Below are 22784 nucleotides of genomic sequence, written 5' to 3'. Positions count from 1 at the left end.
TTGAAAGACGCGCCAGAAGGGCGCTCGGAGCGAGCCATGGACGCCGTCTCTCAATCATCGGGACTGATGGTCCCGAAAGCTCAGGCTGCGCAGGACGCGATCCTCGCGGCCTTTTCGAGCGACACCAACAAGATCGACCCTGAAAGCATCATCCTCAACGCGCCGATGCAGATGATGGCTGCGGCGCATGACAACAACGTCGTGCTGACGCAGGCGGCGCTGTCGAGCGGCATCGGCCAGAACGTCGATACGCGCGCCTGAAAACGCGACCACGCGCATCCCCCGGCCCGATCGGCCGATTGAATTTGTCTACACAATAGCTCTCCATATCGAGCTTCGACTGGACCGCCCGACAGGGAGGCCGGGAGCGCCGCAAGACGCGGCCAAAGTAGGTGGTTGGGTTTCGCCTTGCGGCGCTCCCGACGCGGATTTTCAGTCTTCCAGTCCTGCGCTCTCCGCGGTGTCCCGCTTAAGGTCCGTTCGGACAGCCTGATCCTAGTGTCAGGCGGGCGCAGTGTCGGAGACGCCGGGAGTTCTGAAGCCAGGTCGCATCAGAACCCGCGGATCCGCCCCTTGCTCCTGTTCAGTCCTGACCTGGACAGCCCCGTAGAAGAGCAAGGGCGTGGAGATAATAGGAATTTATTCTGGAAAAGTCAAGTCCCTTTTGAAGAATGACCGCCGCGCCTCATGACACCTCTCAAGCGCGCTCGTATGTCTCACACACGATACTTCACGGCTGTGCGAGCCCCTACGCCAGCAGCTCCGCGAGCGTCTCTGCGACCACTTCCGTCGCCTTCCTCAGATCAGACAGCGGCAGCCGCTCGTCGGCGCGGTGGGCGTTGGCCTCCTCGATCGAGCGTGGTCCCGCCCCGAACAGCACGATCGGAATTCCCCGTTCCGAGTAGTGGCGGGCGTCCGTATAGAGCGGCACGCCGGTCGCCCTGATCTTTTCCCCCATGATCCGCGTGGCGTGCGCGCAGAGCGTCGCCTTGAGCTTTTCTCCCCCGGACAACTCAACCAGCGGCTTCGCCAGCAGAATGCGGCGGACCTCGACCGACGCCTCGGGATGCCGGCGCGCCGTTCCCTCTATCAGCGCGCGAACCTCCTGCTCCACAGCCTCCGGATTCTCTTCCGGGATCATGCGGCGATCGAGCCGGAACGTGATGCGGTCAGGCACGACATTGGTGTTGATGCCGCCCTTGATGAGGCCAACCGTGATCTGCGGCGAACCAATGCCTGGCGTCGCCGACACGCGCGCGGGCAGGAGCCTGCGATAGGCATAGATCGCGCTCATGACATCGTTTGCGACTTCGAGCGCGTCCACACCCGTCGAGGGCTTCGCCGCATGCGCCGAACGGCCTTTCGTCTCGATCTCGAGATGCAGACAGCCATTGTGCGCGGTCACGACGCTGTAGGAGAAACCTGCGCCGATCGCGAGATCGGGCTTCGAGAGGCCCTCACGCAGCAGCCAGCCCGGCCCGATCTCGCCGCCGGCCTCCTCGTCATAAGTGAGGTGGAGTTCGACCGTTCCCTTGAGCGCCCTGCCCGATTTCTTCAATGCGTCGAGAGCGAAGGCATAGGTGGCGAAATCCGATTTCGAGACCGCGACGCCGCGGCCATACATCCAGCCGTCGATGATCTCCGCGCCATAGGGATCGCGACTCCAGCCATCGCCGGGAGGAACAACGTCGCCATGGGCGTTCAGCGCGATCACCGGCCCATCGCCGAACCGGTGGCGCACGATGAGGTTCGCGCAGGAGATCATACCGTTCGCACGCACGAGCGCATCAGGCACGACGTGCCGTTCGACTGTGAAGCCCAGCTTCTCCAGCAAGCTCGCAGCGCGGTTGGCGTGACGAATGCAATCGCCCGGCGGATTGTCTGATGGCGTGCGCACGAGTTCGGCGAGGAAATTCACCTCGTCCTCGAAACGCCGGTCGATCAGAACGCTGAGATCATCGGTCATCGGAATCTCCAGGAGTCAGCGACCGACGAGATGATCGACGAAATCGGCGAGCGTGCGCGCCGCGGCGTCAATATCCTCAATGGACGCATACTCCGCCGGATTGTGACTTACGCCGCCCTTGCATCGAACGAAGAGCATCGTGAAGGGTAACGCGTCGCGGAACGACATGGCGTCATGGCCGGCGCCGCTCGCCAGCCGCAATGGCTCGAAGCCGCAGCGCGCGATCGATTGCGCGAGGGCGTCTGACAGCGCCGCGTCGCAGATCGCAGCCGGCACGTCATAAGGCATCTCGACCTCGGCGCTGACGCCGCGTTTCTCTGCGATCGCGAGGCAGGCCGCGCCGATATCGGCGACCGCCTTGTGACGCTTGGAGTCTTCAGACGACCTGATGTCGAGCGTGAACTCGACGCGGCCCGGCACCGTATTGATCGCTCCGCCAGGCACGCCGAGCTGACCGACGGTCGCGACGATGTCGGGGTCGGCGCGCGCGATGCGCTCGACCGCAAGAACCATTTCCGCCGCAGCCGCGAGCGCATCCTTGCGCAGCGCCATCGGCACAGTGCCGGCATGGCCGGCCCAGCCCTTCACCACGACGGAGCCGCGCGAGCAGCCATTGATTGCAGTAACCACGCCAAGCGGCAGATTGCGCGCTTCGAGCACCGGCCCTTGCTCGATATGGACCTCGACATAGCCGAGCGTATCCCCGGGATTGCGCCTCATCCGTTCGACAGGCGTTTCGGGCGCGCCGAACGTTTTCAGCGCGTCGCGACGCGTGACTCCGCGTTGATCCTTCTCATTGAGGATATCAGGATTGTGCTTGCCCGCGACCGCACGCGAACCGCTGAGCGAGGTTGGAAAGCGGACGCCCTCCTCGTCTCCGAAAGCGATCACTTCAAGCGTGAATGGCAGGCGCTTGCCTTCAACGTGAAACCGCCGGGCGAGTTCAATCGCAGCAATGACGCCGAGCGTCCCGTCGAACTTGCCGGCGTTGCGCACGCTGTCGATATGGGAGGCCAGCAGCAGGCGTTTCGCGTTAGGCTCCGCGCCTTGAAGGCGACCAACAACGTCGCCAAGCGGTGTAAATTCGACGGCGAGACCGGCGTCGCGCATCCATGACGCGACGAGTTCGGCGGCGCGCCCATGGGCCGGGCTGAGATAGAGCCGCGTGATCTGTCCGGGGACATCAGTGATCCCGGCGAGTTCTTCAAGCCGCTGCGAAATCGCGCGGCCCCATTCGAGGTTCGACATCATGTCCTCTACGTGATCGCGCTCATTTTGAATGCGCGATCCATTCCGCAACGATCCGGCGTTCTTCGCGCGTCATGTTGGTGACGTTGTTCGGCGGCATCGCTCGTGTCAGCACGGCTTGCGTCAGGACGGCCTCACGATTGCGCGCCATCATCTCCGGCGTATCGAGCCGAATGCCTTTCGGCGCGATGTGAATACCGAGATAAACAGGCTCCTGCGCGTGGCACATGCTGCAGCGGCCGAGCAGGATGTTCGCGACCTGCTCGGGCGCGCGAGGCGCGCCCGCAATCACTTTCGTCTCCGGGAGCGGCGCAAGTCCCAGGCGCTCGCGCCCGATTGGCGCCGAGCCCATGCTGATCCAGATCGCCGCCCAGACGCAGGCCGCCGCCACACCCCATGTCCACCAGGGATCGCCCTTCCCGGCGTGGCGAACATTGTAGAAGTGTCTCACCACTGCGCCCGCGACGAGGATCAGCCCGACGATCGCCCAGGCGTAGGGGGTCGAGAAAGTCAGGGGATAATGGCCGGACAGCATCAGAAAGAGCACCGGCAAAGTGAGATAGTTGTTGTGGGTCGAGCGCGTCTTCGCGTCTTTGCCCCACTTGGGATCAGGCGTCCGACCGGCGAGCAGTTCGCCGATCGTCTTCCGCTGCCCGGGGATGATGTTGAAGAACACGTTCCCCGCCATCATCGTCGCCATCAGCGCGCCGGTGTGCAGCAGCGCGCCGCGGCCTGAGAACACCTGCTGGAAGAACCAGGCCATGCCAACGATGAAGGCGAAGCCGACCGCCGCGAGCGCGACCTCGTTCTTCGCCAGCGGTGATCGGCACAGGCCGTCATAAACGATCCATCCGAGCGCCAGCCCGGCAAGCCCGATCGCAGCGGCAGCCAATGGCGAGAGATCGCGCACATCAGGATCGATGAGATAGAGCTGCGACTGCGCGTAATAGACCCAGACCAGCAGGAAGAAGCCCGTGAGCCAGGTCGAGTAGGCCTGCCATTTGTGCCAGATGAGATGATCAGGCAGATGCGCCGGCGCTTCGAGGTACTTCTTCACCTCGTAGAAGCCGCCCCCATGGACCTCCCAGGCGGCCCCGCCCTTCCCTGTCGGGATTTCGGCTATCGGCCTCAGAGAGGCGTCCAAATGCATGAAATAGAAGGATGACCCGATCCAGGCGATGGCCGTGACGACATGCGCCCAGCGCAGCAGCAGCCCGCCCCATTCATGGAAGATCGGATCGATCATCGATTCCTCGCTCGCCCGTCGCCTGTCTTAGACCAGTTTTGGCTTGCCGTTGACGCATTGAAAGCCGCTAGTATTATCAATCTCAGTTTGAAAATGAGCGCCGATGGGGTTCCTCGAGGACACGCGCATCTTCGTGAAGGCGGTCGAGAAGGGCGGCTTCTCCGCCGCTGGCCGGGAGCTGCGCATGTCGCCGGCGGTGGTCAGCGGCCGCATCATCGCGCTTGAGAAGCAACTCAAATGCCGGCTGTTTAACCGGACCACGCGGAAGATCCACCTCACCTCCGCCGGCCAGCAGTTTCATGAGCGCTGTCTTGAAATCCTCGCTTCCGTGGAGCGCGCCGCGGCGGCGGCCCAGGAGGAGAGCGCGACCGCCGCAGGCGTCCTCAAGGTCACCGCGCCGCTCGGATTGGGACGCAGGCTCCTCGCTCCCGTCGTAGCCGATTTCGTGAAGGCGCATCCCAATGTCAGCGTGCGCCTGAGGCTGTCCGACTATCTCCTTGATTTGATCGATGAGGGCGTCGACATCGCGCTGCGCATGGCGAACTTCGCCGACAGTTCTTTCGTGCTGCGCAAGGTCGCGCGCATCGATCGCGTGCTCTGCGCGTCGCCCGCCTATCTCGCGAATACGCCGGCGCTCGCAACCCCGCATGACCTCTTCAACCATCGCTGCCTGCTCCTGCGATTTCCAGGCTCGCAGCAATATCGCTGGACGCTGTCGTCAGGCGGAGCGGAAATCACGCTGCCGGTCGCCGGCGATATCGACGCCGACGATGGCGACATCCTGACGGGATGGGCCTTGGCCGGACTTGGCGTCGTGCTGAAGCCAACTTTCGAGGTGGCCGAGCATCTCCAGAGCGGGCGCCTCGTTTCGGTGCTGCATGATTTTCCGCCGGAGCCGGTGACGCTGGGCGTCCTCTATCCCACGCGCAGCCTCGCGCCGCCGCGCATCAAGCTGTTCACCGATCTGCTGGTCGAGCGCGGCAGGGCCCATGTGCGGGCGGAACTCGACCGGATTGGCGCGCGATTGGAGTGACTGCGAGACCCGGTCGAAATACAAGAATTTAGACTTCATTGAGAATGGTCGCATCTTCAATATTCGATTGAATATGGCGGGGCGTTTGCATGATATGCGCTGAAAGACCGCAACAGCAGAGCGATCGCAGACGCGGGCATGGAGGGCGAAATGGGGCGATTGTCGACTCATGTGCTTGATACGGTTGCGGGTGGTCCGGCCGCGAATGTCAGGATCGAGCTATTCGCAATTGGCCCTGCGGGAGAGCGCGAACTCGTCAAGGGCGTGCGCACGAACAATGACGGGCGCACCGATGAGCCTCTGCTGACGGGAAGCGCCATGCGCGTTGGAGCCTTTGAACTCGTCTTCCATGTGGGCGAGCACTTCCGCGCGACAGGAGCCAAGATGAGCGACCCGCCTTTCCTCGACGTCATTCCCGTTCGCTTCCAGATCGCCGACGCCGACGGCCACTATCATGTGCCGCTGCTCGCCTCGCCCTGGAGCTATTCGACCTACAGGGGCTCGTGAGCATGCCGTCACAGAATTATCCGCGCGATCTCATCGGTTACGGGCGCACGCCGCCGCGCGCGGACTGGCCGGGCGGCGCGAATGTCGCCGTGCAGTTCGTGATCAACTACGAGGAAGGCGGCGAGAACAGCATTCTGCATGGCGACGCCGCCTCTGAGGCGTTCCTGTCGGAAATCGTCGGCGCAACGCCGCGCGTCGGCCAGCGTCATATGAACATGGAGTCGATCTACGAATATGGTTCGCGCACCGGCTTCTGGCGGCTGTGGCGCCTGTTCACCGAACGCGACATGCCGGTGACAGTCTATGGCGTGACAACAGCCATGGAGAAGCATCCGGAAGCCGTGGCCGCGATGAAGGAAGCGGGCTGGGAAATCGCCACCCACGGCTACAAATGGATCGACTATAACGGCGTGCCCGAAGCGGAAGAGCGTCGGCAGATCGCCGAGGCCGTGCGCATCCACACCGAGCTCACCGGCGAGGCGCCGTTCGGACTCTATCAGGGCCGCACCTCCGAAAACACCACGCGGCTGACGCTTGAAGAACCGCGTTTCCTCTACTCGTCCGACGCCTACTCCGACGACCTGCCCTACTGGATCGAAGGTCCGCACGGCCCACATCTCATCATTCCGTACACGCTCGACGCCAACGACATGCGTTTCGCCAGCGCGCAGGGATTCAATAGCGGCGACCAGTTCTTCGCCTATCTCAAGGACTCCTTCGACATCCTCTGGGCCGAAGGCGAAGCCGGCGCGCCGAAGATGATGTCGATTGGTCTGCATTGTCGGCTCGTCGGACGGCCGGGTCGCGCGGCCTCGCTTGCGCGCTTCCTCGACTATGTCAAAAGCCGCGAGAAGACGTGGGTCTGCCGGCGCGTCGATATCGCGCGCCACTGGGCGCGCCGCCATCCGCCGGAAGGGATCACGCCGAGCCGCATGTCGCGGCCGCTTTTCGTCGCGATCTATGGCGACATTTTCGAGCATACGCCTGAGATCGCGGATGCAACCCATCGCGCGGGGTTGACGAGCGAGCACGATACGGCCGGCGGCCTACATCTGGCGATGGTGAAGCAGCTCGGCGCGCTCGACGCGGAAGCGAAGCTGAAGCTGATCAACGCCCATCCAGATCTCGCGGGAAAGCTGGCGCAGGCGAAATTGCTGACCGACGACTCCACGAAGGAGCAGGCGTCCGCCGGACTTGATCAGATGACGCCAGCGGAGCTCGGGCGTTTCACTGAGCTTAATGAAGCCTATCGCGCGAAATTCGGCTTTCCCTTCATCATCGCCGTGAAAGGCCTGCAGCGCAGCGACATTCTTGCGGCCTTCGAGAAGCGGGCGAACAACGATCGCGAGACGGAATTGCGCGAAGCGCTGACGCAGATCTCGAAGATCGCGCTTCTTCGCCTGAGGGATCGCCTGCCCGGCTGAAATTATCCGCCGGGTTGGCGCGGCGCTTCGATCAGCATGCAGTTGCGCCGTCGCGACTCCAGGCATTCCTGCGCCTTTTGCGACTCCGAAATGGCGTTGAACAGCCAGACGCCGAAGACAAGCATCGCGAGAATGAAAGCGCCGGCGATCAGATTGGCGGCGCTCCGGCCGCCGGGTTTCGGCTCGGCGCCTCGATTGTCTACTGGTTTGTTTTCGCGCGGGTCCATCTGCCGGCTCACATCACGATCCGCATGCCGTCGAAAGCGGGCTCGACATCCGCCGGCGTCATCGACGCAAGATGGTCATAGTCGAGATCGGTGTGAAGATTGGTCAGGATGGCGCGCTTCGGCTTCAGCCGCTCGATCCATGACAGCGCCTCCTCCAGCGAAAAATGCGTGGGATGAGGAGAAATGCGCAGCGCATCGACGATCCAGACGTCGAGATCGCTGAGAAGCGGCAGCGACTCCGGATAGATGTCGTTGAGGTCTGGCGTATAGGCGAGGCCATTGATCCTGAATCCCAGCGCATCGGTGCGGCCATGTCTGACGCGGATCGGCGCAAGTTTCAGCGAACCGCCCATTCCTTCGATGACAACAGGCTTTTCGCGATCAAGATCGATCAGATTGAGGATCGGCGGGTAATCGCTGCCCGGCGCCGACTGGAAGCAATAGTTGAAACGCTCGCGCAGCGAGACGGCGGTCGGTTCATCCGCATGCACATCAATGCGTCGCCTCAGATGCATGACGAGAGGCCGGAGATCGTCGATGCCGTGCGTGTGATCGGCATGGTCATGGGTCATCACGACTGCGTCGAGTGATTTCACCTCAGCTTCGAGAAGCTGATCCCTGAGATCAGGCGTTGTATCGATGAGCACGCGCGTCACGCCTTCCGCCGACTGCTTCTCCAGCAGCGCGGAGCAGCGGCGGCGGCGATTACGCGGATTGTCCGGATTGCAGGCGCCCCAGCCCTGCCCGACGCGCGGCACGCCGCCCGATGAGCCGCAGCCGAGAATGATCAGGCTTTCGCTCATGCCGCCGCAGCGCGTCTCGCGATGGCGAGATCAAGCGAGGCGCATTTGTCGAAATAGCGCAGGAAATTCGCGGTGGTCGTCTCGGCCATCCGCTCGGGCGAGACACCCTTCACTTCGGCGAGCATGCGCGCCGTATGCGCGACATAGGCAGGCTCGTTGCGCTTTCCCCGGAATGGGATCGGCGCGAGATAGGGTGCGTCGGTTTCGACCAGCAGCCGATCGAGCGGCACGGATTTCGCAATAGCGCGCAACTCGTCAGAATTCCGGAACGTGATGATTCCGGAGAATGAGAGAAGAAATCCGAGATCGAGCCCGACGCGCGCCAGTTCCGCGCCCGAGGAGAAGCAATGCAGCACCGCCTTGTAGGCGCCCTTTGCATATTCGCCGCGAAGGATGGCGATCATGTCCTCATCCGCCTCGCGGGCGTGGATGATCAGCGGCAGGCCGGTCTCACGCGCCGCAGCGATATGCGTGCGGAAGACGTTCGCCTGAATGTCGCGCGGACTCTTGTCGTAGTGATAGTCGAGCCCCGCCTCGCCAATCGCCACGCAGCGCGGATGACACGACAATTCGACGAGCTTCGCCGCTGGAACGTCGGGCTCCTGCGCCGCGTTGTGCGGATGCGTTCCGATCGTGAACAGCACGTCGTCATGCTCTTCCGCGAGCGCCTTGTAGGTCTCGAATTTCGCGACATGGGTCGAGATCGTGACCATCAGCCCGACGCCGGCCTCGCGCGCACGCGCAAGCACGCCCTCCCGATCTGCAGCGAGATCGGGAAAGTCGAGATGGCAATGACTGTCGATCAACGTCACGCCTTGTCGGCCTCCACCTCGACGTAACGCGGATAGATGCCGCTCGGCGCCGGCAACGCAGTTCCCGCCGCGATGCGGCCATGCGCGCCGATGTCGGCAAGCATGCGTTTATCCGCGGGAACACCGAGCAGATCGAGCAGTTTGGCCGCACCCTCCGGAATCGCCGGCTGAGCGGCGATGCCGATAGCGCGCAGAGCTTCCGCCGTCACCGCGAGCACCGCGCCCATGCGCGCCGGGTTCGTCTTGCGCAAATTCCACGGCTCCTGCGCCGCGATATAGCGATCCCCTTCCGCGACGACGCTCCAGATTTCGGCCAGCATCGCATGCACGGCATAGTCCTTCATCGCGGCGCGCGCTTTTTCGGGCAACGCGTCGGCGAGCGACAGCAGCGCCTTGTCATCATCCGTCAATTCGCCCATCGAAGGCAGCTTGCCGTCGCAATTCTTGGCGATCATCGACAGCGAACGCTGCGCAAGATTGCCGACGCCGTTGGCAAGATCGGCGTTGATGCGCGCGACGATCGCCTCATGGCTGTAGCTGCCATCCTGGCCGAACGGCACCTCGCGCAGGAAGAAATAGCGCACCTGATCGACGCCGTAGTGGTTCGTGATGGTGAAGGGATCGACGACGTTGCCGACCGACTTCGACATCTTCTCACCCTTGTTGAGCACGAATCCGTGGCCGAACACGCGCTTCGGCACAGGCAGGCCCGCAGACATCAGGAACGCCGGCCAATAGACCGCATGGAAGCGCGTGATGTCCTTGCCGATCACATGGACGTCAGCCGGCCAGTATTTCCAGCGCGGATTTTTCTCGTCGGGGAAGCCGGCGCCCGTGACATAGTTGTTCAGCGCGTCGACCCAGACATACATGATGTGCTTCTGGTTCGTCTCCGCCTTGCCCGGCGGCACGGGAATGCCCCAGTCGAACGTCGTGCGGCTGATCGACAGATCCTGCAGATCGCCCTTCACGAAATTCGCGACTTCGTTCAGGCGTTCTTTCGGCGAGATGAAGTCGGGCTGATCCGCATAGAGCTTCAGCAGCTTTTCCTTGTAAGCGGAAAGGCGGAAGAAATAGCTTTCTTCCTCCACCCATTCGACCGGCGTGCCTTGCCCGCCAACGCGCGTTCCATCAGCCAGGATCGATGTCTCGTCCTCGCCATAGAAGGCTTCGTCGCGCACGGAGTACCAGCCGGCGTAACGGCCGAGATAGATGTCGCCGTTCGCTTCCATGCGACGCCACAATTCCTGCGTCGACGGCAGATGATCGGCGTCGGTCGTGCGGATGAAGCGATCGAAGCTGATGTTCAGCGTCTCGTTCATCTTCTTGAAGAGCGCGGCGATCTCATCGACATAGGCCTTCGGCGTCAGGCCCTTGGCTTCGGCCGTCCGCTGCACTTTCTGGCCGTGCTCGTCGGTGCCGGTCATGAAGAACACGTCATAGCCGTCGATGCGCTTGAAGCGCGCGATCGCATCCGTCGCCATCACCTCATAGGCGTGGCCGATATGCGGCGGCCCGTTGGGATAGGAGATCGCCGTGGTGATGTAGAATTTCTCGCGGTCTGACATCGGTTCGCTTTGATGTTGGGCGGGTCTCCGCTCGGCGCTGGTGCGCTTCGGAGAACCGGGACTGCATACGGGTTCGCTGTGACTAGGCGAAGCCCCGCATTCGCCGGAAGCGATCCCCGCCCGGCGTCGGCATTCTCATTGCGCTATTCCCTTGCCGCATCCCTGTCCGTTTCCAAACGCTCCAGATCACGCCGCATTTTGATTGAATCAATCAAAATGCGGGTACGTGATCGATTCCAAAAACTTAGAGCATGGCTTTTGCAGAGCGAACGCTCGCGTTCGTCTCGGAAAAACCGGTCTCCACTTTTTCGCGCCATGCTCTAGGCGCGGACCCGCGCCATTGCTTCTGCCATATCGGAAAACAGTCCGATGATGAAAGGCCGCCGGTCGATATTGAAAGCGTCGATCGTCCGGGAGCCCTCATTCAGCTTGTCCCACATTTCCGCAAGCGGCGCGACCCTGGCCGCGCCTGCCGAGGCGCGCGCCGCAAGCTGGTCGGAAAGCCAGTTCCGGGTCGCGTCGAGCAGCTCGTGATACAGCGGCTCGCCGTCCCGACCGGCCGCCTTGCCGGCGAGATCGAGCAGCGCCCGTTGCGGCAGGTCCGGCAGCTTGTCGAGAAGGGCGATGGTGCGGGCGCCCATGCCGGCGAGATCGGAATCGAGCAGCAGGATGGCGCGGCGGACCGATCCTTGCGCGCCGGCGACGGCCGCGCGGACCGCGGAGGGCTCTTCCTCGAAGGCGATCTCATGGAGAACACGGGAGAGATCCGCCTGCGACAGCGGGGCCAGATCGAGGCGCCGGCAGCGCGAGCGGATGGTCGGCAACAGGCGGCCGGGCGCATGGCTGACGATCAGGAAAATCGCCCGGTTCGGCGGCTCCTCCAGCGTCTTCAACAGCGCGTTCGCGCCGGCGCGGTTCAGATCCTCGGCGCTGTCGACAATGCAGACGCGCCAGCCGCCCTCGCCCGCTGTCGATGCGAAGACCGCTGTCGCCCGCCGCACCATGTCGATCGGGATGTCCTGCCGCGGCCGCTTGGTCTCCGGATTGACTGTCCGCCTGAGCGTCACGAGATCGGGATGGCTGAGCGCCATCACCTTGCGGGCAGCCGGATGTGACGGATCGACAGCGAGATCGCGCGCTTGGCGAACCGCGGGGGCGGTAGGGTCCGGATTGGCCAGCAGGAAGCGCGCGATGCGATAGGCGAGCGTCGCTTTGCCGATCCCCTCTTCGCCGCCGATGATCCAGGCGTGATGCAGCCGGCCGCTGCGATAGGCGTCGAGAAAAATCCGCTCAGCCTCCACATGGCCAGCGAGGTCGGCGCGCTCGCGCGGATGGGGGAAGCCTTCAAGCTGGTCGGGTTCGACGATGTCGGACATCGCGCCCGTCTACACCTTCAACCGCTCGGCGACGATGCGACGAATGGCCGACGCCACCTCCGCAGGCTCGCCATTGGCGTCGATCACCGCGCATCGCGCAGGCTCCTCTTCCGCGATGGCGAGGTAGCCGGCGCGAATGCATTCATGCATTGCAAGGCTTTCCGCCTCGAAGCGGTCGGCCGTGTCCGAGGCTCCGCGCCGGGCGCTTGCACGCGCAAGGCCGATTTCCGCCGGCAAGTCGAGGATGAAAGTGAGGTCTGGCCGCGTCTCGCCGACCACAAGCGTCTCGAGGCCGCGCGCCAGCGCCATATCGACGCCGCCAGCAACCGACTGATAGACGCGGCTCGAATCCGCGAAGCGATCGCACAGCACCCACGTTCCTGCCGACAGCGCGGGCGCGATCCGGTTGACGACGTGATCGTAGCGCGCCGCGTTGAACAAAAAGACTTCGGTCGCGACGCCCATCGGTTTGGCTTCGCCGCTCAGGATGAATTTCCGGATCAGTTCGGCGCGTGGCGAACCGCCGGGCTCGCGCGTTTCGTCGACGGTCAGGCCGGCTTCGCGAAGCGACGCCGCCAGCAGCTTGATCTGCGTGGATTTGCCCGCGCCCTCGCCGCCTTCGAAAGTGATGAAGCGGCCGCGTCTCGCAGGTTTCGAACTTGCCATTAAACTCAGCCGCGCTTTCCGATCAGACGCCGAAACAGATCGACGCCATATTCGTAGGCGGCGTCCACCGCGCGACGCCGCATGTCGCCGACGCCTTCGTCCTGCGCTGCAAAGAGCGGAATATCAAGCGCCTGAACATCGCCGCGCATGACGCGCAGCCGCGCCACCTCGGCGCCCTGCTGCACCGGCGGGATGAGCGGACCGGTATAGACGATGCGCGCGACGACGCGATCAGATGAACCGCGCGGAGTCAGCAGCAGCACCGGCCCTTTGGCGACAAGCCCGACCTGCCCATGTTCGCCGCCATAGACCTTGGCTTCTCCGATCACGGTTCCTTCGCTGAACAAGGTGCGCCGCTCGAAGCCGCGAAAGCCCCAATCGAGCAGCTTGCGCGCTTCCGTTGCGCGATCGCGAGCCGTCTTCAACCCATTGACGACGACAATCAGCCGCTGCCCATTCTGCACGGCCGAACCGACAAGTCCGAAGCCGCTGTCGCCGATATTGCCGGTCTTGAGCCCGTCGGCGCCGATATCCATGCCGAGCAGCGGATTGCGGTTGGGCTGCTTCACCTTGTTCCAGGTGAACTCCTTCAAGCCGAAGGACGGGTAGAATTCGGCGTGCTGCTTGATGATGTTGTTGGCGAGCAGCGCAAGCTCGCGCGCGGTGACCTTCTGCTCGGGATCAGGAAATCCGGTCGCGTTCCGGAACACCGATTTCGGCAGATTCATCTCGCGCGCCCGCTGCGTCATCATGCGCGCGAAATTCTCCTCCGTGCCTGCGATCGCTTCAGCTATGGCGATGGCGGCGTCATTTCCCGAGAGCACGACGAGGCCGGGAATGAGGTCGGAGACCTTGATCCGGCTGCCGAGCGCCGCGAACATGGTGGAGCCGCCGGACGGCGCGCCGCCCTTGCGCCAGGCGTTCTCCGAGATCGTGATCTCGTCATCCAGTTTCAGACGGCCGCGCTTGATCTCGTCGAACAGCACCTCGGCGGTCATCAGCTTCGCAAGGCTCGCCGGGATCATGAGATCATCCGCAGCCTTCTCGTAGAGGATCGCGCCGCTGTCGCTATCCATCAGCAGCGCGTAGGGCGCGGCGCTCTCGAATTTCTGCGCGGCAGCCGGCGCGGCGACGAACAGGCACGTCGCCCAAGCGAAGATTCCGACGGGCGCTAAAATGAATGATTTCAAATGAAAACGCATGGCGGCTCGATCAGAAGATGGAGAGTCGCCATTGCGAAATCAACATGATCGCGCCGGAGCGCGATCCATCGGTTCAGAGTTCGCTTGAAACCGACTTGAGCGGCCGGAACGCCTGCGGTTTCAGCGCCGCAAACGGATCGGACTTTTCGAACCGCATCACGATTTTCGCCGGCTCCGCGTAGAAAAGCGCCGCAACGGTCGCGCGGGCGCGAACCGGAGGCAGCGGCGGCGCAACAGCATTCTGCGTCGGAGCAAGCGGCACGGCGCTCATCACAGGCGTCGCCGCGTGCGGGATCGTGCCGAGATCGAACGGCCGCTCAGGCGGCAGCGGCAGCGCGATCGCCACGCCAACCGGCGCGGGGGCCGGCGCGGAAACTGCGGGTTGCTGCGCGACAGGCGCCATGGCCAGCGCCGTTGTCGCGGGCGCAGGGGCGACGCGCGGCGTGACCGCGACAGGAAGCCTGTTGTCTTCGCGAACGGAGACGGCGGGCGTCTCGGAATACCCGCCCGTGCCGGCGTCCGCCGTCGGGAAGGACTGGCCGCCCTCGTCGAGGCTCGCGACCATCACGCGCGACTGGCCGCCGAACCCGCCAAAGCCAGGACCGACGTCGCCGTCGGTGCGCAGCGTCGCGACCAGCTTGCGATCGTCGGAGCCCGCGAGCGAGGCGCGGCCAAGATATTCCACCTTCACGCGTCCGCTGCCCGAAGAGCGGAAGTCGAGGAGATCGGCGACCCGCTGCGAGACGTCGATGATGCGGCCGCCGTGATAGGGGCCGCGGTCGTTGACGCGCACGACGATGGAGCGGCCGTTCACGATATTGGAGACGCGCGCATAGCTCGGCAGCGGCATGGTCTTGTGCGCAGCGGAAATCGACTGGCGATCGAACACCTCGCCATTGGCGGTGCGGCGGCCATGGAAGGCGACGCCGTACCAGGACGCCATGCCGACTTCGGTATGGCCGGGACGCTTCTCATAGGGGACATAGGTCCGCCCGGCGACGGAATAAGGCCTGCCGATGAGATCGCGACCGCCGCCCTTCGGAACCGGCTCGCCATCGGCGACCACGCGCTCGCTGGCGCGACCATATCTGGAGCTGGCGAACGCGCCGATCTCGCGCCGTTCTTGCGCGGAATAGCTGCGGCCGCCGGGAGTCTGGGCGCAGTTCGCGACCGTCAATCCGGCGCAGATGGCGAGGGACATGCGCACGGCGATCCAGCCATGCTTGTCAAACCCGCTTCGCGCCCCCTCGGGCTTGTCCATTCAAACGTCCCTTTGACGCCGCAGCGCCCCAGCTCAAGCGCAGTTCGAGGCGGCCTTCGTCACCCGAGCCGTTTTTGCGACGAAAGGGCCACAGGGTCCAGCAAAAGCGCCTGCCGAACGCCCACCTTGTGGGACTGTGGTCATTTTTTTCTTAAACTGCGACTTTCCGGCAACGCTTTGAACTTCTCGATCGAATTACGAAGTTTGCCTGACAACAACATGATAATATGGAGAATATTGAGATAACTTGCTGTCGTGCGCCAATCTGGCGCGCCGGCCGCGCGTTCATACCGGTGTTCAATGGCGAAGACGCGGATAGCGGAACTCGGCTGCGACGTAGTTTCACGGCGACGCTGTCCAACTATGCAGGCTGCGCCGCGGTGTGCTCGGTGACAGAGCCTGTCGCGCTTATTTGCTCTGAAGCAGGCGGCCCAGCGGCGCCAGCGGGCCAACGGGGATGAACTCGTAGGTCATGAATCCGCCTTCGGTCAGCGGCAACTTGTCCACCTCCGCCTTGGCCGCTTCGACGGACTCGACATCCAGATAGAACACTACGCCAAGCCGATCCTGGCGGAACCAGAATTGCTCGATCTTCCCGTCGAGATAGTGCTGGAGAGTGGCCGGCACTTCCTTCGGCATAATCTCCGCCTGCTGCTCCGGCGTGGGCTGCTTGGTGATCGCTCCGATCGCGAGCACTTTCATGAGTAATCTCCTCGTTTGATCGTGATTTCCGACGAGGCTGAACCTAGCGATCGCCCATGAAACCGGTATAGTCGCAAATGCCAACTTTAGGGTCATTTACGCCATGCGCATTTCGGTGCTCGCGCTCGAGGGTCTGTTCGACACAGGCCTTGCTGTGGCGCTCGATGCGCTTGCGCTCGCCAACAAGTTCTCGTCCCAACAGATCGGTGGAGCGCCCAATTTCGATGTGTCGATCGTCGGCGTCCGGACGAAGGTCCGTTCCGCCCAAGGGCTGGTGATACCGGTGCGGCCCGTAACGCCAGATCTGAAGCCGGATTGGGTGATCGTGCCAGCGTTGGCGGCCGGAACACCGGAGCAATTGGTCCCGGCCCTTGGGCGGCCTGATGTCAGGAAGACCAAGGAGCAACTGCTGAAGTGGCACGCCGAAGGCGCGCAGATTGCCGCTTCCTGCATCGGGACGTTTCTGCTGGCGGAAAGCGGGCTGCTCGATCATCGCGAGGCGACGACGACGTGGTGGCTCGCCCCGCTGTTCCGGCAACGCTACCCCAACGTCCTTCTCGACGAGTCCCGCATGCTGGTGCCGTCAGATCGAGGGGTTACGGGAGGCGCCGCGATGGGGCATCTCGATCTCGTTCTCTGGCTGATACGCAAGGCCAGCCCGGAATTGGCGGCCGTCGTCTCACGCTACCTGCTCGCTGACATCCGCTCCCTGCAAGCGCCCTACATCATCCCCAACCATCTCGCGCAGGCTGATCCCCTCATTCTGCGCTTCGAAAAATGGGCGCGAACCCATCTCAAGACGGGATTCTCGCTGCAGGAAGCCACTAGAGCGCTCGCGACAAGCGCGCGCACATTGCAACGTCGTTGCGAGGCTGTGCTGGGCAAATCGCCGCTATCCTACTTCCAGGACCTCCGTATCGAACGCGCGCAATCTCTCCTTCATGGCAGCGGTCTCGACCTAGACGCCATCGCAGCCGAAGTTGGTTATGCCGACGGAGCAACGTTACGGACGCTCTTACGCGAGCGCCTGGGACGGGGAGTGCGCGAGCTTCGAGCTGACCTACGCTGACCGCCAGCTACCGGCGGTCGCGCGGTCATAGCAAACATCAATTCTTCGTCACGAATACTCGGCGAGGCTGATCTTGCTGGCGGAAGGGGTGGGATTCGAACCCACGGTGGACTTGCGCCCACGGCGGTTTTCAAGACCGCTGCCTTAAACCACTCGGCCACCCTTCCGGCGCGCCGTATCTGCCGCGTTCGCGGCGGCGCGGCAAGCAGCCTTTGACTCGACGTTCCCGCTAGGAGCGCGACGCGTTCGCGACCAGCGCCGGCTCGGCGCGATAGCGCTCGGGAAACAGCCGCTTCAGGCTCTCGATCTTCGGCAGGTCGTGAAAGACGATATAGGGGTGCCGAGGATTCTTCGTGATGAAATCCTGATGATAATCCTCGGCGGGATAGAAGGCCTTGTCGGGCTCAATTCTGGTGACGATGGCGGACCGATAGACCTTCGCCTGATCGAGCTGGGCGATATAGGCCTTCGCAATCCTCGCCTGTTCGGCGTTCGCCGGGAAAATCGCCGAGCGATATTGCGTGCCGACGTCGGGCCCCTGCCTATCGAGTTGGGTCGGATCATGGGCGACAGAAAAATAGATCTGTAAGATGCGCGCATAGGAGATCTTGCGCGGGTCGAAAGTGATGCGGACTGATTCCGCATGCCCGGTTTCGCCTGAGCTGACCGACTCGTAATCGGCCTTCGATTTGTCTCCGCCCGCGTAGCCGGAAACGGCGTTGGCGACGCCATCGACATGCTGGAAGACGCCCTGCACGCCCCAGAAGCAGCCGCCGGCGAGGACGGCCGTCTCGGTCGCCTGAGCCTGCGCGGGGTCCAGCGCCGGCGCCGGGATCGATTGCGCGTCGGCCGCGGCGGATCGGGTTCCAACGAGGGCCGTGGCGGCGAGCGCGGCCGCGCCAACGCCGAGGAGAATCGAGGAGCGCCGCGACAGCCTGATCGGGTTGCTCATGAGAACCTCCTGTTCGCCGGACGGACACTTTCGCCGGCGGGAAACTACCGCGAGAGAGCCAGTTCGAGGAAATCATATCTCGGACACGGAATCGTCAGTCGACGTGTCCGAGAAACTGACGTTTCGTCAGGGCGATACCCCAACAGCGAAATTGTTCCATGCCCGGGCTGCTTGGCCGTACTCCGCTCGCGGGATTGCTGATCGCGCGCGCTGCGGCAGACTGCGCCAACCGAGAGCGGCCCCTGCCCCCCAGCCATCGCCGCTTTCGTTACCGACCCCGCGCCACCTCCCCCTCGGCGCGGGGTTGCTGTTTCCGGAGACCGTCTCATGAGCTTGCATGTTCATCCACGGCCCGACGAGCCCGATGCGTTCGATGTCTTCAGCGGCAGTTTTCGCGTCGGCGTCGTGCGGCCGCTGCCGGCCTCCGAGATCGCGCCATCGGCCTATTGCTGGACGATCGGAAACATTCTGATCGGCGCGCGCAGCTCAGGTGTCGCCGCCACCGCTGATGAGGCCGCTGCGGGCATGGTGACGCGCTGGCGCGAATGGCTCAGAGACGCCGAGCTTGCGCCGATCGACGGCAGAACACGCGGCTCTTCCCGCGCGTCCGTCGGTCGTTCGGGCCAGGCGCCCGTCCAGAAAGCGCATTGACCAACCGGCCTCGGTCCAGGTCACGATCACGTCACGCCCGGTTTGATAAAATATCTCCATTGGGCTGACCTTTTGATATCGAGACCAGCGCCGCAGACCGAAAGGCATGCGGCGCTTTTCGTTGGCGGCGACAAACAGGCCGCGAGCCGCCGGCTCGCCGCATCCGCATCATCGACATATCGACGCCTCGCGACAGTATGCGGCGAGCGCCGCCATGCGCCTCCCGATGGGGAGGTCAATAACATCTGCGCCGCGCGCAGCGCTCAACATCACTTAACATTCCGCACCGCAAAACTATTGCGCCGCAACAAATTCGACCATCAAAACTCGCTTGACATGTTTAGTGAGCAGCAATCTACTAAACATATCGCTGAACTCGGACGGCAGTTCCGGGAATGCGTAAGGAAACGCTCCGCGTTTGCCCTGCCCACTGGATTGGCCGCCTTGTGAAGCGGCCGCACAGATTGGTTCATCGGCTGACGGTCGCCCGCGACGGCGCCCAAGGGAGGAAAGAAATGGCGATCATGAGGAAGTGGGCGCTGGCTGCGGCCGCCGCCGCGACCATGCTGGCTGCGCCGGCGGCGCATGCGCAGAACAAGACCATCACATTGTGCTGGGCCGCCTGGGACCCCGCCAACGCTCTTGTCGAGCTGTCGAAAGATTTCACCGCCAAGACGGGCGTCGGCATGAAGTTCGAATTCGTGCCCTGGCCGAATTTCGCCGACCGCATGCTCAACGAGCTCAACTCGAAGGGCAAACTCTGCGACCTCATCATCGGCGACTCCCAATGGATCGGCGGCTCCGCTGAAAACGGCCACTATGTGAAGCTGAACAGCTTCTTCGAGAAGGAAGGCATCAAGATCACCGACTTCATGCCGGCGACCGTGACCGGCTACGCCGAATGGCCGAAGAACACGCCGAACTATTGGGCTCTTCCCGCGATGGGCGATGCGCTCGGCTGGACCTATCGCAAGGACTGGTTCTCGCGGCCGGCGCTGCAAGCCGAGTTCAAGGCGAAATATAATCGTGATCTCGCGCCGCCGAAAACGCAGACCGAACTGAAGCAGATCGCCGAATTCTTCCAGGGTCGTGAGATCGACGGCAAGAAGGTCTATGGCGCCGCGATCTTCACCGAGCGTGGCTCGGAAGGCATCACCATGGGCGTGGCCAATTCGCTCTACACCTTCGGCTTCCAGTATCAGGACCCAAAGAAGCCCTACAGCATGAACGGATTCGTCAATTCCGACGACGCCGTGAAGGGTCTCGAATTCTACAAGGCGCTCTACAAGTGCTGCACGCCGCCGGGCTATTCCAACGCCTACATGCAGGAAGGTCTCGACGCCTTCAAATCCGGTCAGGTCGCGATGCAGATGAACTGGTTCGCCTTCTTCCCCGGCCTCTACAAGGACCCGAATGTCGGCGGCGACAAAATTGGATTCTTCGTCAATCCCGGCGAGAAGGTGAAGGGTTCGCAGCTCGGCGGACAAGGCATTTCGGTCGTGTCCTACTCGCCCAACCAGGCGGAGTCGCTCGCCTACATCAAGTGGTTCGCCTCTCTCGACGTGCAGAAGAAATGGTGGGAGCTCGGCGGCTACACCTGCCACAAGGGCGTTCTCAACGATCCCAGCTTCGCGAAGTCGGCGCCTTTCGCAGGCGATTTCCTCGTGGCCATGGGCGAAGTGGTCGATTTCTGGGCGGAGCCGTCCTATGCGCAGCTCCTGCAGGCGATGCAGAAGCGCACGCATGACTATGTCGTCGCCGATCAGGGAACTGCGAAGCAGGCGCTCGACAGCTTGATCCAGGACTGGACGAAAGTGTTCAAGGAAGACGGCAAGATCTGATCGCCGTCACGATGAGAAAGCGAGCGGATCGCATCGCGCCACGACGCGATCCGCTCTGATATGTCAGCCGGGACCTTCGCGGCATGAATATGAGTGAGCGACCGGCGATCATGAGCAAAGGGGCGATGCCGGTGCCCGCAGCGCTGGTTCGCCATGCGCGCGGGCTGTCCGACCGGGCGATCGCGTGGCTGTTCATCGCGCCGACGATGATCCTGCTGCTTGCGATCAATCTCTTCCCGCTGATCTGGACGATCCGGCTCTCATTTACGAACTATCGCGCCAACCGGCCGAACGCGCCGCTGCGCGATGTCGGCATCGAGCACTACCAGACCATCCTCACCGATCCCGACGTCTGGCAGCGCATGCAGGCGACGGCGCATTTCGTCTTCTGGACGATCCTTCTGCAGACGGTGATCGGTTTCGCGCTCGCCTATTTCATCGACCGCAAATTCCGCGGCCATGGCTTCTGGACAACGATCATTCTCATTCCGATGATGCTTTCGCCCGCCGTCGTCGGTAATTTCTGGACCTTCCTCTATCAACCGCAGATCGGCCTTTTCAACTACGTCATTTCCTTCTTCACCGGCGTTCCCCCCTCCTCTTTCCAGATGCTCGGCGACGTTCAGTTGAGTCCCTGGGCGATCATTATCGTCGACACCTGGATGTGGACGCCCTACGTCATGCTCATCTGTCTCGCCGGGCTGCGATCGATCCCCGACTACATCTACGAGGCGGCGGAAGTGGATCGCGCCTCGAACTGGCGGCAGTTCATCTCGATCACCCTGCCAATGTGCCTGCCCTTCATCATGCTGGCGGTGCTGTTCAGGGGCATCGAGAATTTCAAGATGTTCGACATGGTCAACCTGCTGACGTCAGGCGGGCCGGGATCGACGACGGAGCTCGCCTCCATCACGCTCAAGCGCGCGGCCTTCGAAGCCTGGCGCACGGGTTATTCCTCCGCCTTCGCCATCATCATGTTCGTCGCCATCTTCGGCCTCGCGAATATCTATGTGAAGGCGCTCAACCGGGTGAAGGCGCGATGAGAAGCGGCGTCTCCACCGCGCATTCCGTCGTCGAGCCGAGCGGCCCGGCGAAGCTGGCCGCAGGCTTCATCGTCATTCTCTATGCGCTGCTTGCGCTGACGCCTCTGATCTGGATCGGATTGACCAGCATCAAGACGCCGCCGGACTCGATCTCCTATCCCCCGAAAGTGCTGCCCTTCGTCGATTTCCAGCCGTCGCTCGAAGGCTTCTGTAATCTCTTTAACACACGATCGCGCCAGACCCAGGACTATATCAACGCGCTGCCGCCGCCGAATGGCGCCTGCGAGGAGATCACGCGCTCCCGCAGCATGGTCGTCGTCGGGCCGTCGAACTATACGCCGCGCTTCATCAATTCGCTGATCATCGCGTTCGGCTCGACCTTCCTGTCGGTGCTTCTTGGCGCGGCGGCGGCTTACGCCTTCTCGCGCTTCAAGATTCCGTTGAAGGATGATTTGCTCTTCTTCATTCTCTCAACGCGCATGATGCCGCCGATCGCCATCGCGATCCCGATCTACCTCATGTATCGCGAGCTTGGCCTCTCCGACACGCGGATCGGCATGATCCTGCTCTACACCTCGGTGAACGTTTCGCTCGCCGTCTGGCTGCTCAAGGGATTCATCGACGAAATCCCGCGCGAATATGAGGAAGCCGCGATGATCGACGGCTATACCAGGCTGCAGGCGATCTGGAAGGTGGTGCTGCCGCAGGCGACCACGGGAATTGTCGCGACCGCGATCTTCTGTCTGATCTTCGCCTGGAACGAATACGCCTTCGCGGTGCTGCTGACCTCGGGCGCGGCGCAGACCGCGCCGCCCTTCATCCCGATCATCATCGGCGAAGGCGGGCAGGACTGGCCCGCTGTCGCCGCGGGAACGACGCTCTTCCTGATCCCGATTCTCGTTTTCACGGTGCTGCTGCGCAAACATCTGCTGCGCGGCATCACATTCGGCGCGGTGCGCAAATGACATCGCCTGCTGATCCCGTCCTCGACACCGCAGAGGCGCCGCGCTCGCGCTGGCCGCGATCCCTCAGGCGCGGACCGATGGAGACAACCGCGAGCGCTCTCATCACGGCCGGCGTCCTCATGCTGCTGCAGCCATTCTCTCTGACGCTCTACAGCTATTCCTTCATCACCACGCTCGCCGGCGTCGTGATGTTCGCCATCGTCAGCAAGTTCCCGGAGTAGG

Annotated in this window: 23 protein-coding genes and 1 tRNA gene; 10 read left to right on the top strand and 14 right to left on the bottom strand. The window is 63.0% G+C overall.

Annotated features, from left to right (window positions below; genetic code table 11):
• Positions 1–36: 36 nt before the first annotated feature.
• A complete protein-coding gene (locus tag L8F45_RS09060; protein ID WP_342362550.1) occupies positions 37–261 on the top strand; it encodes a hypothetical protein in 225 nt (74 codons plus the stop codon).
• 487 nt (positions 262–748) lie between these two features.
• Here L8F45_RS09060 and L8F45_RS09055 read toward each other — a convergent pair whose 3' ends face one another.
• From L8F45_RS09055 to L8F45_RS09045, 3 genes are read right to left on the bottom strand one after another with little or no spacing between them, the layout of a single operon-like run.
• On the bottom strand, positions 749–1966 hold the full coding sequence (locus tag L8F45_RS09055) for an ArgE/DapE family deacylase (protein ID WP_342362549.1): 1218 nt from the start codon (positions 1964–1966) through the stop codon (positions 749–751).
• Positions 1967–1981: 15 nt separating this feature from the next.
• Positions 1982–3217, bottom strand: coding sequence for an allantoate amidohydrolase (locus L8F45_RS09050; RefSeq protein WP_342362548.1), 1236 nt, complete (start codon positions 3215–3217; stop codon positions 1982–1984).
• A gap of 19 nt (positions 3218–3236) precedes the next feature.
• Positions 3237–4457 carry a urate hydroxylase PuuD gene (locus tag L8F45_RS09045; RefSeq protein WP_425330018.1) on the bottom strand — a complete coding sequence of 407 codons (1221 nt, stop codon included), beginning with the start codon at positions 4455–4457 and terminating at the stop codon, positions 3237–3239.
• Positions 4458–4563: 106 nt separating this feature from the next.
• Here L8F45_RS09045 and L8F45_RS09040 point away from each other — a divergent pair, with 106 nt between their 5' ends.
• The 3 genes from L8F45_RS09040 to puuE all read left to right on the top strand — a co-directional run bounded on the left by L8F45_RS09040 (position 4564) and on the right by puuE (position 7424).
• Positions 4564–5493, top strand: coding sequence for a LysR family transcriptional regulator (locus L8F45_RS09040; RefSeq protein ID WP_342362546.1), 930 nt, complete (start codon positions 4564–4566; stop codon positions 5491–5493).
• A 150-nt stretch (positions 5494–5643) separates the two neighbouring features.
• Positions 5644–6000, top strand: a complete 357-nt coding sequence (uraH, locus tag L8F45_RS09035; protein ID WP_342362545.1) for a hydroxyisourate hydrolase — start codon at positions 5644–5646, stop codon at positions 5998–6000.
• Positions 6001–6002: 2 nt separating this feature from the next.
• Positions 6003–7424, top strand: a complete 1422-nt coding sequence (puuE, locus tag L8F45_RS09030) for an allantoinase PuuE (RefSeq protein WP_342362544.1) — start codon at positions 6003–6005, stop codon at positions 7422–7424.
• Between the two features lie 2 nt (positions 7425–7426).
• On the opposite strand, the gene L8F45_RS09025 is transcribed toward puuE, so the two are convergent.
• The 9 genes from L8F45_RS09025 to L8F45_RS08985 all read right to left on the bottom strand — a co-directional run bounded on the left by L8F45_RS09025 (position 7427) and on the right by L8F45_RS08985 (position 16041).
• Positions 7427–7651, bottom strand: coding sequence for a hypothetical protein (locus L8F45_RS09025; protein ID WP_342362543.1), 225 nt, complete (start codon positions 7649–7651; stop codon positions 7427–7429).
• Positions 7652–7659: 8 nt separating this feature from the next.
• Complete coding sequence (locus L8F45_RS09020; protein ID WP_342362542.1) at positions 7660–8454, bottom strand: MBL fold metallo-hydrolase; 795 nt, start codon at positions 8452–8454, stop codon at positions 7660–7662.
• Positions 8451–9266 carry a TatD family hydrolase gene (locus tag L8F45_RS09015; protein WP_342362541.1) on the bottom strand — a complete coding sequence of 272 codons (816 nt, stop codon included), beginning with the start codon at positions 9264–9266 and terminating at the stop codon, positions 8451–8453. The genes L8F45_RS09020 and L8F45_RS09015 overlap by 4 nt, the downstream gene beginning before the upstream one ends.
• Entirely contained in the window at positions 9263–10834 is a 1572-nt protein-coding gene (gene metG / locus L8F45_RS09010; protein WP_342362540.1) for a methionine--tRNA ligase, read from the bottom strand. Before metG ends, L8F45_RS09015 begins: the two co-directional genes overlap by 4 nt.
• A gap of 320 nt (positions 10835–11154) precedes the next feature.
• Positions 11155–12210 carry a DNA polymerase III subunit delta' gene (locus L8F45_RS09005; protein ID WP_342362539.1) on the bottom strand — a complete coding sequence of 352 codons (1056 nt, stop codon included), beginning with the start codon at positions 12208–12210 and terminating at the stop codon, positions 11155–11157.
• A 9-nt stretch (positions 12211–12219) separates the two neighbouring features.
• On the bottom strand, positions 12220–12876 hold the full coding sequence (gene tmk / locus L8F45_RS09000) for a dTMP kinase (RefSeq protein ID WP_342362538.1): 657 nt from the start codon (positions 12874–12876) through the stop codon (positions 12220–12222).
• A gap of 5 nt (positions 12877–12881) precedes the next feature.
• Positions 12882–14078 (bottom strand): D-alanyl-D-alanine carboxypeptidase family protein, encoded by a 1197-nt coding sequence (locus L8F45_RS08995; RefSeq protein ID WP_342362537.1) that lies wholly within the window; start codon positions 14076–14078, stop codon positions 12882–12884.
• 73 nt (positions 14079–14151) lie between these two features.
• Positions 14152–15339, bottom strand: coding sequence for a septal ring lytic transglycosylase RlpA family protein (locus tag L8F45_RS08990; protein ID WP_342362536.1), 1188 nt, complete (start codon positions 15337–15339; stop codon positions 14152–14154).
• 408 nt (positions 15340–15747) lie between these two features.
• Entirely contained in the window at positions 15748–16041 is a 294-nt protein-coding gene (locus L8F45_RS08985) for a hypothetical protein (RefSeq protein WP_342362535.1), read from the bottom strand.
• A 103-nt stretch (positions 16042–16144) separates the two neighbouring features.
• Here L8F45_RS08985 and L8F45_RS08980 point away from each other — a divergent pair, with 103 nt between their 5' ends.
• Positions 16145–17110 carry a GlxA family transcriptional regulator gene (locus tag L8F45_RS08980; RefSeq protein WP_342362534.1) on the top strand — a complete coding sequence of 322 codons (966 nt, stop codon included), beginning with the start codon at positions 16145–16147 and terminating at the stop codon, positions 17108–17110.
• Positions 17111–17187: 77 nt separating this feature from the next.
• Here L8F45_RS08980 and L8F45_RS08975 read toward each other — a convergent pair.
• A tRNA-Ser gene (locus L8F45_RS08975) sits at positions 17188–17277 on the bottom strand.
• 62 nt (positions 17278–17339) lie between these two features.
• Entirely contained in the window at positions 17340–18062 is a 723-nt protein-coding gene (gene msrA / locus L8F45_RS08970; protein WP_342362533.1) for a peptide-methionine (S)-S-oxide reductase MsrA, read from the bottom strand.
• Between the two features lie 327 nt (positions 18063–18389).
• Between msrA and L8F45_RS08965 the strand changes: the two genes are divergently transcribed.
• The 5 genes from L8F45_RS08965 (at position 18390) to L8F45_RS08945 (ending at position 22783) form a co-directional block, all read left to right on the top strand.
• On the top strand, positions 18390–18713 hold the full coding sequence (locus tag L8F45_RS08965; protein ID WP_342362532.1) for a hypothetical protein: 324 nt from the start codon (positions 18390–18392) through the stop codon (positions 18711–18713).
• A gap of 563 nt (positions 18714–19276) precedes the next feature.
• Positions 19277–20554 (top strand): ABC transporter substrate-binding protein, encoded by a 1278-nt coding sequence (locus tag L8F45_RS08960; RefSeq protein ID WP_342363399.1) that lies wholly within the window; start codon positions 19277–19279, stop codon positions 20552–20554.
• Between the two features lie 110 nt (positions 20555–20664).
• Positions 20665–21597 carry a carbohydrate ABC transporter permease gene (locus tag L8F45_RS08955; protein WP_342362531.1) on the top strand — a complete coding sequence of 311 codons (933 nt, stop codon included), beginning with the start codon at positions 20665–20667 and terminating at the stop codon, positions 21595–21597.
• Positions 21594–22562: a carbohydrate ABC transporter permease gene (locus L8F45_RS08950; protein WP_342362530.1), complete on the top strand. Its 969-nt coding sequence runs from the start codon at positions 21594–21596 to the stop codon at positions 22560–22562. Before L8F45_RS08955 ends, L8F45_RS08950 begins: the two co-directional genes overlap by 4 nt.
• A complete protein-coding gene (locus L8F45_RS08945) occupies positions 22559–22783 on the top strand; it encodes a hypothetical protein (protein WP_342362529.1) in 225 nt (74 codons plus the stop codon). The genes L8F45_RS08950 and L8F45_RS08945 overlap by 4 nt, the downstream gene beginning before the upstream one ends.
• The last annotated feature ends 1 nt before the right edge of the window (position 22784 follow it).

This window comes from Terrirubrum flagellatum, assembly GCF_022059845.1.
GTDB lineage: Bacteria > Pseudomonadota > Alphaproteobacteria > Rhizobiales > Beijerinckiaceae > Terrirubrum > Terrirubrum flagellatum.
Note: the sequence above shows the minus strand (reverse complement) of the source record. Positions and strands in the feature narration are given on the sequence as shown.